At 61.9% G+C, this 13,276-nt stretch carries 15 protein-coding genes; 4 read left to right on the top strand and 11 right to left on the bottom strand.

Annotated features, from left to right (window positions below; all coding sequences use genetic code 11):
* Positions 1–285 precede the first annotated feature (285 nt).
* From ACP7DW_RS04755 to ACP7DW_RS04730, 6 genes are all read right to left on the bottom strand, one after another.
* Positions 286–1,014: an alpha/beta fold hydrolase gene (locus tag ACP7DW_RS04755; RefSeq protein ID WP_426054117.1), complete on the bottom strand. Its 729-nt coding sequence runs from the start codon at positions 1,012–1,014 to the stop codon at positions 286–288.
* 295 nt (positions 1,015–1,309) lie between these two features.
* Positions 1,310–2,779 carry a PLP-dependent aminotransferase family protein gene (locus ACP7DW_RS04750; protein WP_426054116.1) on the bottom strand — a complete coding sequence of 490 codons (1,470 nt, stop codon included), beginning with the start codon at positions 2,777–2,779 and terminating at the stop codon, positions 1,310–1,312.
* A gap of 9 nt (positions 2,780–2,788) precedes the next feature.
* Positions 2,789–3,373, bottom strand: coding sequence for a LysE family translocator (locus ACP7DW_RS04745; RefSeq protein ID WP_426054115.1), 585 nt, complete (start codon positions 3,371–3,373; stop codon positions 2,789–2,791).
* Between the two features lie 184 nt (positions 3,374–3,557).
* Positions 3,558–4,010 (bottom strand): PaaI family thioesterase, encoded by a 453-nt coding sequence (locus ACP7DW_RS04740; protein ID WP_034748275.1) that lies wholly within the window; start codon positions 4,008–4,010, stop codon positions 3,558–3,560.
* A gap of 73 nt (positions 4,011–4,083) precedes the next feature.
* Positions 4,084–4,608, bottom strand: coding sequence for a MarR family winged helix-turn-helix transcriptional regulator (locus ACP7DW_RS04735; protein WP_426054114.1), 525 nt, complete (start codon positions 4,606–4,608; stop codon positions 4,084–4,086).
* A gap of 44 nt (positions 4,609–4,652) precedes the next feature.
* A complete protein-coding gene (locus ACP7DW_RS04730; protein ID WP_426054113.1) occupies positions 4,653–5,858 on the bottom strand; it encodes a citrate synthase in 1,206 nt (401 codons plus the stop codon).
* Between the two features lie 76 nt (positions 5,859–5,934).
* Here ACP7DW_RS04730 and ACP7DW_RS04725 point away from each other — a divergent pair, with 76 nt between their 5' ends.
* Together ACP7DW_RS04725 and ACP7DW_RS04720 are read left to right on the top strand one after the other, a co-directional pair.
* Positions 5,935–6,477: a GNAT family N-acetyltransferase gene (locus ACP7DW_RS04725; RefSeq protein ID WP_426054112.1), complete on the top strand. Its 543-nt coding sequence runs from the start codon at positions 5,935–5,937 to the stop codon at positions 6,475–6,477.
* Entirely contained in the window at positions 6,474–7,529 is a 1,056-nt protein-coding gene (locus tag ACP7DW_RS04720) for an NAD(P)/FAD-dependent oxidoreductase (RefSeq protein ID WP_426054111.1), read from the top strand. The genes ACP7DW_RS04725 and ACP7DW_RS04720 overlap by 4 nt, the downstream gene beginning before the upstream one ends.
* 3 nt (positions 7,530–7,532) lie before the next feature.
* On the opposite strand, the gene ACP7DW_RS04715 is transcribed toward ACP7DW_RS04720, so the two are convergent.
* The 4 genes from ACP7DW_RS04715 to ACP7DW_RS04700 form a co-directional block, all read right to left on the bottom strand.
* On the bottom strand, positions 7,533–7,991 hold the full coding sequence (locus ACP7DW_RS04715) for a hypothetical protein (protein ID WP_426054110.1): 459 nt from the start codon (positions 7,989–7,991) through the stop codon (positions 7,533–7,535).
* A gap of 77 nt (positions 7,992–8,068) precedes the next feature.
* Positions 8,069–8,113, bottom strand: a complete 45-nt coding sequence (locus tag ACP7DW_RS04710) for a hypothetical protein (RefSeq protein ID WP_426054423.1) — start codon at positions 8,111–8,113, stop codon at positions 8,069–8,071.
* A 195-nt stretch (positions 8,114–8,308) separates the two neighbouring features.
* Positions 8,309–8,881: a hypothetical protein gene (locus ACP7DW_RS04705; protein WP_426054109.1), complete on the bottom strand. Its 573-nt coding sequence runs from the start codon at positions 8,879–8,881 to the stop codon at positions 8,309–8,311.
* A 271-nt stretch (positions 8,882–9,152) separates the two neighbouring features.
* Complete coding sequence (locus ACP7DW_RS04700; protein ID WP_426054108.1) at positions 9,153–10,034, bottom strand: LysR family transcriptional regulator; 882 nt, start codon at positions 10,032–10,034, stop codon at positions 9,153–9,155.
* Positions 10,035–10,131: 97 nt separating this feature from the next.
* Here ACP7DW_RS04700 and ACP7DW_RS04695 point away from each other — a divergent pair, with 97 nt between their 5' ends.
* A complete protein-coding gene (locus ACP7DW_RS04695) occupies positions 10,132–10,710 on the top strand; it encodes a GNAT family N-acetyltransferase (RefSeq protein ID WP_426054107.1) in 579 nt (192 codons plus the stop codon).
* Positions 10,711–10,837: 127 nt separating this feature from the next.
* Positions 10,838–12,328, top strand: a complete 1,491-nt coding sequence (locus ACP7DW_RS04690) for an MFS transporter (RefSeq protein ID WP_426054422.1) — start codon at positions 10,838–10,840, stop codon at positions 12,326–12,328.
* A 39-nt stretch (positions 12,329–12,367) separates the two neighbouring features.
* Here ACP7DW_RS04690 and ACP7DW_RS04685 read toward each other — a convergent pair whose 3' ends face one another.
* The gene (locus tag ACP7DW_RS04685; protein ID WP_426054106.1) at positions 12,368–13,192 is read right to left on the bottom strand and encodes an alpha/beta fold hydrolase; all 825 of its coding nucleotides are present in this window, start codon (positions 13,190–13,192) and stop codon (positions 12,368–12,370) included.
* Positions 13,193–13,276: the final 84 nt, after the last annotated feature.

Raw genomic sequence — 13,276 nt, 5'->3', positions numbered from 1 at the left:
GTTCAAGCTATGGTCTACTCTGTAGCTCCTTCGCACATCTGTCGCTCTTTATCCCACCTACCACCACGGTCCAAACAACTGTCTATTCGCACTTCGTCCCGTAACCACAGGCCGACGGCGACCATTAACGCAAGCACGAATGCCCCAAGTAGACGTCTTCTAGTTTTCATTCGTATTGGTCGGTAGAGAATAGGAGGATTCGAAAGTCCGCTTTTGGCCGGTTGCCGTCATCGGCAGATTCCGCCCCGTAGCGGACTTTGCAATATCAAAATGATCGCCTGAACATTATTCGAGTTTTGAGTCTCGGTCGCAAGCGTATTTAGGGTGCTGCGCTGGAGCGAGGAAAGTATCGATAGCGGATACAATTTTGGCCTTCAATTGTTCACTACCAGCATCTTGCATATCCTTGTGGCGCGAGCCTTTGATGTGGACCACGCATGTACCGTAGTGGCCGCGCTCCTTCTTATTCGGCAGTACACCGGGGTCGGCAGTGGTGTCACTGGCACGAATTGTCAGGACGTGGATACCAGCTGAGCGGGGCAATGCGACCCGACGGCTGTCGAGGCTGATAAAGCTGGATACGCGGCTCGGGTTGTCAGCGGCAAACTGAGCCGAACTGTCGCCACCAAGGGAGTGCCCGACGAGAAGCAAGTGTCGCCAATCGAACTGAGGATAGCGTACTGCGGTCCCGTCGATCACGGTGGAGATCGACCGTGAAGCTACGCGGGCCATCGCCTGTAGTTGCTTCGCAATCGGCGCGCCTCGATCTAACTCTATGCCGCCAGAGCTATCTTGCAACGCGACAACCAAGTAACCCATTCGGTTGAGATTTCGTGTGACGAATGAGTAGTCTGAACCGGAAAGCCCATATCCTGGGCTAAGGATTGCAACTGGACATGGTTGCGCACGAGTGCACGCTTGCACATTAGGTGGAACGTGAATATTCACTGGTACGGCAGCAAAGGCCATAGGCGTGCAAAACATCAGGGGAATTAAGGTGACGAGACGGCGCATTGAATCCTTTCTTGCTACGTTTGGAGGATGCTGAATCTGGGGTTGCTGATGATTATCTCTGAAGTCGAACAACGAACAATGAAAATGCGATGTAACGACTACATGACGAGTTAAGGCGTAGCCTCGCAATAGGTCTGCTTTTGGCCGAACTCAGCCGGCAGCCTTTGCGGAACGACCACCGATTGAATCCGCAGCCGATAACGGACGCCCTGAATGCTTCAGTGTATGGTGTTGTTACTTCTTTGGCAATAAGAAGGCAGGCGAGTGGTTTTGCAAGGCGTCAAAAGCAATCCTGTTAAGCATCCTTGCGCGCGATGCTGGCGGCGGCGCTGGCGCGGGCCAGGCTTGAGCGCGCGCCAGCCACCGCGCGCAGGCGTTCTTCCAGGTAGGCGCTGACGCGCGGATGCTGACTGAAGGCGACGTTGAAGCGGATGTGCTGGTCGGGCGTGTCGTTGGCCGAGAACGCGGCGCCGCGCATCAGCAGGATCTTGTTGCGGTAGGCGTCCTGCACCAGCAAGTCCACGTCCAGCCCTTCGGGCATGCTGCCCCACAGGAAAATGCCGGCGTCGCCGGGCTGCTCGAACAGCACGCCGGCCGCGCTCAGTTGCCGCGTGCTGGCGTTGCGCGCCACCATGATCTTGCGCTGCAGCCGCTCCAGGTGCTTGCGCAGGTTGCCGGCCTTGAGCACTTCCAGCAACACGTATTCGTTCAGCGCAGGCAAGGTCATGATGGAATGGATCTTGGTGCGCATCAGCAGCTTGAGCAGGGCGGGCGCCGCGGCCAGGTAGCCCATGCGCAGGGCCGGGCTCAGCGCCTTGCACATGCTGGAGTAGTAAATCACGCCGTCCAGCCCGGACAGCGACGCCAGCCGCGTGCTGTGGCCCGGCTGGAAATGGCCGTGCACGTCATCTTCGGCGATCAGGAAGCCATACTGCTGCGCCATGATCAGCACCTTGTGCAGGTTGGCGGCGCTGCTGCTCCACCCGGTGGGATTGTGCAACGCCGTCTGCATGAACAGCAGGCGCGGACGGTGCACGCGGCAGGCCGCTTCCAGTTCGTCCAGGTCGAGGCCATCGGGGCGGCGCTGGATGGGTACCAGGCGCACGCCGTCCTGGCGCAGCCTGCCGAACATCAAGAAGTATCCGGGGTCTTCCACCAGCACCGTATCGCCGGGCTGCAGGAAGGTGCGGCAGATCAGATCGATGGCATGGGTACCGCCGAACGTGGTGAGGATGTGGCTGGCGTCGGCAGCGATGCCGATGCCGCGCATCAGCATCGCGATCTGCTCGCGCAGTTCGGCCAGCCCTTGCGGCGGACAGCGCGAGGCCATGCCGGCCGCGCTGCGCGCCAGGCCGCGTTGCACGGCGGCCGCCGGCAGCGCATCGTGCAGCCAGGTGGGCGGCAAGGCGCCGCTGCTGGCCAGCAGCACGCCCGGCCGCTGGTCGTTCACTTGCTGGCTCAGCCACACTGGTTCCTGCTCCTGGCCCGCTTCCAGCGCCACCTCGTCGGGAATGGCGCGGCTGGCGTCGATTGGCGCGCAGACGAAGAAGCCTGTCGTGCCGTGCGTATCGATGACGCCGGCTGCCACCAGCCTGTCATACGCCACCACCACGGTGTTGGTGCTGACCGCGAGTTGCGTGGCGAGCTGGCGGATCGACGGCAGCCTGGTCCCGCCAGGCAGGACGCGTTGCGCGATCTGCAGGCGCAATGCGGCCTCGATCTGCTTGAACAGGGCGATGGGGGAGGAGCGGTCGATGGCGAACATGGCGGAAGTTTAACGTAAAAACATCACGGCGAGGACCAGCAGGATGCTGCCCATCGCCAGATTGAAGATGCGCTGGTTGCGGGGTGCTTTCAGCACGCTGCGGATCGACACGCCGAACAGCGCCCACATGGCGTTGCACGGCATGCCCACCACGGTGCCGATCACGGACACCAGCAGCGCGCTGGCGAGCATGTTGCTGTGCGCCGGCATGAAGACGGACGCCATGGTGATCGCCTTGAGCCAGCTCTTGGGGTTCAGCGCCTGAAACAGCGCCGCCTGCGCCAACGATACGGCCTTCGGTGCGCTGCTTCCCGCCACCGAGGCGCCAGCCAGCTTCCAGGCCAAAAACATCAGGTACAGCGCGCCCGCGATGCGCAGTAGCTGCTGCGCCATCGGGTACGCGACGAACACGCTGCCCAGCCCCACGCACATGAGCATGGTCTGCACAAAGAGGCCGGCCTGGATGCCGAGGATGACCGGAAGCGCACCGCGATAGCCGAAATTGGCGCCGGTGGTGGCCAGCATGACGTTATTCGGGCCGGGCGTGGCGGACATCACAAAGCAATAGCTCATCAGGGGCAAGAGGTCGGTCATGGCAGGCAGTCGCAGCGTGGAGAAGGCCCCAGTCTAGAAGGGCGGCACGGCAGCGACAAGGCACAAGGCGCCACGTACAGGCACATGCTGTATCAGTCGAACGACTGCTACAGGGCGATACAGGGCGGCGGCATACAGCGCGTCAACGTCGCCGCCCCGGATCAGGGCGAGGTGCCGGGCCGTATCAGGCGGCCGCTTGTTCCCGGGGGCGGATGATCATGCAGGTGGCCGTCGCGTGCGCGTACACTTTACCGGCCTCATCGCGGATGGTGCCTTCCGAAATGACCAGGTTGCGTCCCGCATTGATGACCTTGCCTTCGGCGTAGACCGTCACGTTGAAGGGCAGGGGACGGCACATCTTGATGTTCAGGTCCGTCGTGCCGTAGCTTTCGCCGGCCGGCAAGACCGTGTGCGTGGCGCAACCCGTGACCGTGTCGAGCACGGTGGCGGCGAAACCGCCGTGCACGCCGCCCATGGGATTGGTGTGCGTTTCATTTGCCGTCGCCGTGAAGATGACCCGGCCATGTTCGACCGTATGCGCGTCCATGGGCATGGTCTTGGAAATGCCGGGCCGGGGAAACAGGCCTTGCGCGAAAGCTTGCATCAGTTGCAAGCCGGTCATGTCGTTGGGGTGCATGGGGTAACTCCTGTGGGTTAGAAAAAAGGGGATGAAAATGCTTGACCCAACGGCAATGACCGGGGTCAGACCCTCAGGGTCTGACCCCAGCTTTTGTCTGTGGGTTGGCTTGATCTTGCGTAAAACGCAGGCGCGAGGCGTGCAGCAGGAAGCGGGCGACGACGGCCAGTTCTTCCTCGCTGAAACCGGCTTTCAGTTGTTCGTTCAGGCTGTCGAGCAGGGGCAGGGCGGCGGCCAGCACCTCGCCGCCCCTGGGCGACAGGTGCAGGGTGCCGGCGCGCGCATCGAGCGCCGACTGGCCGCGCACGATCAGGCCGTTTTCTTCCATGCGCGCCACCAGGCCCGTCACGGCCGAGTTTTTCAGTTGCAACAACCGTCCCAGATCCTTGAGTTGGCAGCCTTCCTCGCCCTTCAGGGCGAACAGGGCGACGACTTGCGTGCCGGAAAATCCCAGTTCGCTGCTAAACACGGCGTCGGCCGAGCGGAACAGGTTCTGGCGCGCCAGGTTGAGCAGATTGAACAGGCGCGGCGAACGCTCACCCAGCGGACAGGCGGCGGCATCGGTGAGGTCGGTTTGGGTGGGGGTATTGGTACGCATGCGGAGTATACTACTACGTATGCGTAATAAATCAAGCGGCTATTTCAGTCGCGCTGGTGGCGTCCGATGTAGCGGGCGCGCGGACGGATCAGCGCCGCGCTGGCGGCTTGCTCGGTGGCATGCGCGATCCAGCCGGCCGAGCGGGCCAGCGCAAATACGCTCATGCCCGCGCCCTCGGGCCAGTCAAACGCCAGCTCCATGGCCGCCAGCGCCAGGTCGGCATTCGGACGCGCATCGAGCAGTTCGCCTGCCGCCGTGCACACGGCCAGGATGGCGTCCAGCTGCGGATACCCGGGCGACAGCGTTGACAAGATTCCCAGCAGATACGCGGCGCGCGGATCGCCGCCTGGATACAGCGGGTGGCCAAAGCCGGCGAATTCCGGTGCGATGGCCGCGTAATACTTGCCGATGGCTGCCCTGGCATCCCTGGCGTCTGGCGCGGCCAGCGCCTGCATCAACATGCGCCGCGCCGCCGCACTGCCGCCGCCGTGTTTGTCACCGGACAAGGCTGCCAAGCCCGCGCCCAATGCGGCGGGCAGGCTGGCGCCCGTCGAGGCCACGCAGCGCACGGCAAAGGTCGACGTATTCAATTCATGGTCGGCCAGCAGCACGAGTGCGGCGCGCAACAAGTCGGTCTGCTGCGCGTCGGCTTGCCACGCCTGGGCCAGTTGCAAGTGCAGCGGCAGGGCGGACGGCGCCGTCTGCAGCAGGGCGGCGGCCAGCAGGCGCATCAAGGCGGGGCCGGACTGCAGCGAGTGCGGCCCGTCCGCTGGCGTCAGCATGGCCATGGCCAGTATGGCGCGCGCCAGCGGCGGCGCATCGGGCGCGCGGACCAGCTCCTGCTGCTGGACAGGTGCATCCTGCCGGAAATAGTCGCCCGCGCCATCGTCCCACAGCAGGCTGGCGGCCGCCTCAAGCGTCGCGGACGCGGCCAATGTCGTCGCATCGCAGCCGCGATACCGCAATCGGCCATCGAGAATCTGGGAAATCTGCGTCTCCAGCACGGGCAAGCCCCAGTGCATGGCGGCCACGGCCGTCTGGCCACCGCGTTTGGCATCACTTTTCCGCGCCGCCAGGCGCAGCACCTCTTCCTGCGGATAGCGCTTGCGGCGCGATGCACCGTCGCTGACGGACGCCAGCAAGCCCCGGCTGACATACGAATACAGGGTGGGCAGGCTGACGCCCAGGAGGCGCGCCGCGTCAGGAGCGGACAGGTCGTTGTTCATGGCGGCCATTGTAGCGGTTGTCACTTTATATTGATTGATGGAATCAAGATTGACGGGCCGGGCGGCGTGTCACTAGACTGATGCCTTTCCAGGAGTCTGCATGAGCACACACACCATTCGCACCCTGCGCCCCGACGACGCCGCGCCCTTGCTGGCCTTCGAACAAGCCAACCGGGCCTGGTTCGAGCGCCATATCGACCGGCGGCCCGACGATTTTTACAGCATTGACGGCGTCCACGCGCACGTCGCCCAGTTCCTGGACCAGCACGCACAGGGCCGCATGCACCCCTGCGTCATCGTGGGCGAACACGGAGAGTTGATCGGGCGCGCCAACCTCAAGGACATCGACCGGGAGCTAGGCGTGGCCGAAGTCGGCTACCGCATCGGCGAACAGCAGGCGGGCAAGGGTCTGGCCACGGCCGCGCTGCACCACCTGATCGCCCTGGCGCAAGACGAGTGGCAGCTGCAACGCCTGTGCGCGTGCGCCATCGATGGCAATGCGGCGTCGATCCGTGTGCTGGAGCGCTGCGGTTTCGTGCAGGAAGCGGCCGTGCCCGATATCGCCATGGTGGCAGGCAAGGTCGTCAATGGCCATGCGTATGCGCTGGAGCTGCGGGCGGCTGAGCAAGGCCGTCACAGATGAGTCGCACAGCTCCCCAGCGCATCGTCGTCATCGGCGCCGGCATCGTCGGCGCGTCGCTCGCCTACCACCTGGCCAGCAGGGGCGCGCAAGTCACCGTGGTCGAGGCGGGCGGTATCGCTTCCGGCGTGACGGGCACCTCGTTTGCGTGGATAAACACGTCCTGCGCCGGGCCGGACCCGATTGCTGCCCTGCGCGGCGGCGCCATCGCCGCCTGGCGCCTGCTGGAAAAGCAAGTACCCGGCCTGACGCTGCGCTGGCACGGCGCCTTGTCATATGGCACGCAGGATGGGCGGGTGTCACCCGAATCCATCTTGATTGACCGCACGCGCATCGCCCAGCTTGAACCGCAGCTGCGGCAGCCGCCGCAACAGGCCGTCCACGAACCGGAGCAGGGCGCCCTCGACGCCGTTGCCGCCACGCATGCCTTGCTGGCAGCGGCCCAGGCGCGCGGTGCGACGGTCCGCACGCACACGCCCGTGCTGGGTTTTACGGTCCAGGACGCGAAGGTGACGGGCGTGACAACGGCCACGGGTCTCATCGAGGCCGATCTGGTCGTGCTGGCGGCAGGCACGGGCACCGCCAGCCTGGCTGAAAAGCTGGGTGCCAGCCTGCCGATCCACGCCTCGCCCGCCATCTTCCTGCGCTACCAGGCGCCACCCGGCCTGGCGCGCGGCATCATTTCCAGCCATGCAATGGAAGTGCGGCAAGCCGAGGATGGCACCATGCTGGCAGCGGAAGATTACGTGGACGACGCCCCGGACAACCAGCCCGCCGCCATCGCGCAGCGCACGGCCAGCGCGATCAGGGAAGAACTTGAAGGCGCCGACGCCATCGCGCCGGCATTCGCCTGCATCGGCCTGCGCCCCATGCCCCTTGACGGCGTGCCCGTCATCGGCGACTTGCCGCAGGTCGGAGGCGTATATGTGTGCGCGATGCATCCGGGCGTGGTGCTGGCGGCCATCGTGGGCCAACTGGCCAGCGGGGAAATTGTCACTGGAGAACCAGCATCAGCGCTGGCGGCTTGCCGGCCGGCACGCTTTCAGGTGTGCTGATTCCTACGGCACAGGCACGACAAACACGGGCAGGACGAACGGCGAGACCTCCTGCTCATCGCCTTGCTCCGACGGTGCCTGCATGTAATTCTCGTTGCGCCAGTCTCCGTTTACCACGCGCTCGGCGATCAGAGATAAATCCTGCGTTTCGCGCAGCGCGCAGCGAAACGGCAACCGCCCATGCGAGCGCGACACCAGGCTGAAGCGCAACTGGCGGCATTGCGCATCGTGCCAGCAATACAACAGCATCTCCTCGCCAGCGAGCGCGCTGCTGCGCGCCGCGATCACTTCACCGATGAACTCGACGATCTCCGCCGCATGAATCTGCGGCGTTTCCTCATCCGTGGGCGAAAAGCTCCACATATTGGTCATCGCTTCGTGATTGATGTCGTCGGAATCGATCTCCACGGCATCGTCTTTTGCCATGGCGAGCCAGTTGTTGATGACGGTTGAGTGAATCATGTGACGCTTTCCATACTTATCAATATTTGTTTATTTATGCATCGCAGGCTTGAGTATGCCGAAGCACCACTCATCCGCTACATACCCATGGTTTTGGCGGTGCTGTCGCGTATCCAGGCCATGAGGTCACAGTCGAGCTTGAATTCGGGACCGCACTAGTCCAACAGGAAGCGCCTGACGTTTTTGGTGTTTTTATAGCAAACGTCGACGCCGGATGTTTAGGTTTGGAAAACAAAGCACAGCACTAAACGAAGTTCCAAGTACTTCCTTGTAAGAATTGCTGTCGGAATAGGTTAAATTAAACCTGCAGTATTATTTTACTTCTTGCTCTGTTGCGAAGTGGAATTTTCATAATAATGACAATGCCCAGTTAGATAGCCGCAAATATAGTTAATTATTTTCCTAAGCAGTATAATTTCGTCGAATTTTGCTTCTCTTCTAAGGCGAGTAAAGGTGGCGCCCAATGGACTGCCCACCTTCAATACATCACCATCAGAGATTTTCTTGTCTAGTTGGTGTGCGCATTGATTGCGAAGCTTATTTAAATTTCTAAGAGATGAAATTACATGATCGCCAAGTTCATTGAATGCATCAACAATTGTCAATTTTTGATGAAAGGACAGAGTGCCACTCTCGATTATCTTATCGCCACGTGGAAACTTGAATGTGATATAGCGTTCGAGTAAGCTCTCAGAAAATAAATGCGCTCTTAATATAAGCATTGTTGGATCACCTTCATCACCGATTGCTGCAGTGAATTTATTAAATTCCCGCTCACGAGACATTTTTTCTTCATCGTCAATTTCAACGTCGTCAATGGACTTCTCAACCTCTTTAGACTCCACAATTTCTGGCGAGGAATCAAGCTCTGTTTTTGTAACTTTTTTCATATTCTCGTTTTCTCTATTTTTAGTAAGTAATATTTATTGGCATAAAAAATCAGGTACTGGTTAATCGTATGCCTTCATTTCGGCTATATCCTTATTTACTTCTACTTTTTCACTTCATCATCTTGGTATACAAAAAAATTGGAAATGTCTCGTCAATGCCCCCACGGCGTAGTGGCAAGCTAAACCACCATGCGTCTTCTAAGACAATCTTATGCATCATAGTTAAAAATCAACGGCATAACTATTATTTCCTGTATTAAGTCACATACCCTCACCCCCTCGGCCCATCCAATAACAACTCCGCCAGCCTGGTCGTCAGCCACAAACTCGTCTCGCTCAGCTTCTTCCCGTGGATCGACAGCCGCCGCACCGGCAAGCGCGACAGGGCCAGCGCAGGGCAGGGCACCTCCTGCAGATACCCCTTGTAATTGTCGTAATTGGCGATATTCAGCGGCAAAATCGCCCAGCCCAGCTCGTCCGCGACCATTTCGGCGATGCTGTAAAAGCTGTCGGAAAACCAGACGGCGGGGCTGAAGGCGTGTTCGCGGTTGAGGTCGGAATCCATGATCAGCTGGCGGTAGCGGGTCAGCTCGTTGCGGCTCACTTCTTGGCCGTGCGCCATCGGGTGGCCTTTTGCCACGAACACGCCTTGCGCCACGCTGCCGATGTGCTGCTGTTCCAGCACGGGCGAGATGGGGCCGCGGTCGAAGTGGAAGGCCACGTCGGCTTGCTGCTGCTCCACGTATTGCGCCACTTCCGAGGCCGTGGCGTTGAGCATCACCAGTTCCAGCGCCGGGTAGCGCGCCGCCAGCTCCTTGACCAGGGTGCTGATGGCCAAATAGGGCAGGGCTTCGTCCAGGGCCAGGGTCAGCTGTGCTTCGGGCGCTTCGCTCAGCAGTTGGGCGCGCAGTTGCAGGCGCTCGGCCTGGCGCAGCAGTTCGCACGCTTCCAGGTGCATCACCTTGCCCGCTTCCGTCAACACGGCGCTGCGGCGCGAGCGGTCGAACAGTTCCACGCCAAATTCCGCTTCCAGCAGACCGATCGAGGTGCTGACCACCGATTGCGCGCGGCCCAGCCGGCGCGCCGCGCCCGAGAAAGAACCGGCCGCGACGGCCGCTTCAAAGTAGCGCATTTGTTCCAAAGTCCATTGCATGGCATCCACCTATCTGTTTTACAGATGGATTTTAACTTGAATGCCATTCAGGGGCGACATAAAATGCGTTGACTAATTCAATAACATGAGATCCGCCATGAAAAACGCCCAAGCCAATTCCCCCGCCATCAGCTTTGCCTGGTGTCACGACGCCAGCGCCGAAGATGCGCTGTGCAAGTTATATCTTGATAACGTCAGCGCCGACTATATCTCCCATTCGGAACTGCAGGGCGAACGCGCCGACGCGCCCGGCAACTGGCGCGCGGACTTGCCTGAGGTCATCCGTGGTGAAATCCGCGCCGCCCTGTCGCATGACTGGGCGCATGGCGATTCGACCCTGCTGGCCGTTGCCACCGACGCTGACGCCATCGTCGGCATGGCTTTGGTGTCCATCGACACGCGCCAGCGCGCTTCGAAATCGTTCGCCGCGCTGGACGACCTGGTCTTGCTGCCCGCCGTGCGCGGCAGCGGCATCGGCAGCCAGCTGGTGGAGTGGGTGGCCGACGAGCTGCGCAGCCATGGCATCGCCCGATTGTTCCTCGAATGCGGCGCGCACAACCTGACGGCGCAACAATTCTTCCAGGGACGCGGTTTCAAGCAAGTGTCCGTCGTCATGCTGCGCGAACTTGACGCAATGTCCGCTGCGGTGGATGACAAGGATGGCGACCGTGGCTGACGCCCGCCGCCCCCGACCAGCCCAGGCCCGTGGCAGCCTGGAACGTAAATATTTGCGCAGCACCCGCTTTATCCAAACCGATAGTTGTTAAAAGTTACATAAAATCCATGAGTTGTTTATGCATCCAATGAAAAAATGGCTGACGCTGGCCATCGTCTCCAGCGCCTTATTCCTGATCGTGGTCGACATGACCGTGCTCTACACCGCCTTGCCCGCGCTGACGCGCGACTTGCAGGCTACTTCCTCACAAAAACTGTGGATCATCAACGTGTACGCGCTGGTCGTCTCCGGCTTGCTGCCCGGCCTCGGCACCCTCGGTGACCGCTTGAGCCATAAACCCGTTTTCCTCGCCGGCCTGACCGTGTTCGGCATCGCCTCGCTGTGCGCCGCATTTTCGCCCGCGCCGGAATGGCTGATCTTTGCCCGCGTGCTGCTGGCCGTCGGCGCCGCGCTGATGATGCCGGCCACCCTGTCCATCATCCGGCTGACGTTTACCGATAACCGCGAGCGCTCGTTCGCCATCGGCGTGTGGGCCGCGATCGCCTCGGGCGGTGCCGCGTTCGGCCCCGTGCTCGGTGGTTTCCTGATGGAACATTACTGGTGGGGTTCCGTCTTCCTGATCAACGTGCCCATCGTGCTGCTGACCTTGGTGCTGGCCGCCGTCGTCCTGCCAAAACGGGCCGGTAACCGCGACAAGCCGTGGGACTTGAAAGGCTCGCTGCAAATCATGATGGGGCTGCTTGGTGGCGTGTATGCGATCAAGGAGCTGGGCAAGTCGCAGCCGTCGTATGCGCTGGCCGCCGCTTCGTTCGCCGTGGGCGCCTTCTTCATGCTCAAATTCGTGCGCCGCCAGAAGCGGCAAGCCAAGCCGCTGATCGACTTCGCCCTGTTCCGCGAACTGCCGTTTTCCAGCGCCGTCGCTGCCGCCATGGTGGCCTCGGCCGCCCTGATCGGCATGGAGCTGGCGCTGAGCCAGCACATGCAGCTGGTGCGGGAACTGTCGCCGCTGGAGGCGGGCTTGCTGCTGTTGCCGCTGCCGCTGGCGTCCGTCTTTGCCGGTCCGCTGACGGGTTTCATGCTGCCACGCGCCGACAAGGCCAAAGTATTGTGGGGTTCGCTGCTGCTGTCCGGCATCGGCATGGCCTCGTATCTGGTGCTGCATGACGCCGCCGTTTCGGCCCAAGTGGCCAGCCTGGTGATCCTGGGCCTGGGCCTGGGCGCCGTCATGACGGCCGCGTCGAGCGCCGTGATGCTCAACGTGGCGCCGCAGCAAGCAGGCATGGCCGCCTCGATCGAGGAAGTGTCGTATGAACTGGGCGCCGTCATCGGCGTCACGGTGCTGGGCACGATTCTGTCGGCCGTCTACAGCGCCACCCTGGTGATCCCGGAAAGCGCTGGCCTGCTGCCGAATGCCCACGACACCCTCGACGCGGCGCTGCTGGCCGCCGAGCAATTGCCGGCCGAACTGGGCTTGCAGGTGTCGGAACTGGCCCGCTCGGCCTTCGACAAGGCGTTTATTGTCGTGTTGGCAACAGCTTCCGCCATCCTGATGGCGGCCGCGGCCACCATCCGCCATTTGCATCTGCGGGCGCGCCGCGTGGCCTGCACGCCGGCCTGATCGCAAGCAACTGACTGCAAAGACCGGCACCAGCCGGCCTCATTGCCCGGCGACTGTCTTCTCACGGGCGCCGGGCAACACGTGCCGGATCGCCGCCTCGACGATGTCGGGCGACGTCAATGCCATCTGGTGGCTGGAATCGGCCACCATCCTGAGCGCCTGCGGGTACAGCGCGCTGACGCCGTCGCGGGTGGTTTTATCCATCCTGAACGCGCCAAAGTCGACGGCGATCGCCGTGCTGGAGGCGGGCCGGTTTTCCAGGCGCACCACGGGCTTGTCGATGTCAGGCAGGCTCAGCACCATCTTGCCCGTCGCGTCGATCTGCTCGATTTCGCGCCAGACGGCGCGTGAAAAAGCCAGTTGGCCCGCGATGCGCGTCAGCAATGGGAAATCCTGTACCGGCTTCACCATGCGCGGATACAGCGCATCGACCAGCACCAGGGCCTTGACTTCCTCGGGATAGCTGCGGGCAAACAGTTGCAGGTACAGGCCACCGAGCGAATGGCCGACCAGCACATACGGCGGCGGCAAGCCCTTGAAGCGCAGCACGGCGCGCAGCTCCTCGACGATGGTGCGGCCGTCGCGCGGCGCGCCGCCCACCTCGCTGTTGCCATAGCCGGGCCGGTGGTACGCGAACACGGAGGCATCCAATGCCAGCCGCTCGGGCACCACGCCCCATTTGTCCATCGTTGCGCGCGAGCCATTCTCGAATACCACCACATCCTGCGAAGTGGGATGGCGCAGGGTCAGCGATTCCACCTGGCGCCCGGCGATGCTGTCGATGGCGGGGGCGGGCAAGGCGGCAAGGGCCGGCTGGACGGCGGCGGTGGCACAAAGTAAACATATCGGCAATAGCTTGAACATGGGCGTCTCCGGCAATAAAAATGCCAGCATCGCCGACGGCGACTCCCGCCGCATGGGCCTTGCGACGAATCGACAGCCGGCGCG

The sequence above is a fragment of the Janthinobacterium sp. PSRC1-1 genome, from assembly GCF_049897525.1.
GTDB classification, from domain to species: Bacteria; Pseudomonadota; Gammaproteobacteria; order Burkholderiales; family Burkholderiaceae_D; genus Janthinobacterium; species Janthinobacterium tructae.
The sequence above is the reverse complement of the archived record's forward strand: the minus strand, read 5'-3'. Positions and strand labels throughout refer to the sequence as shown.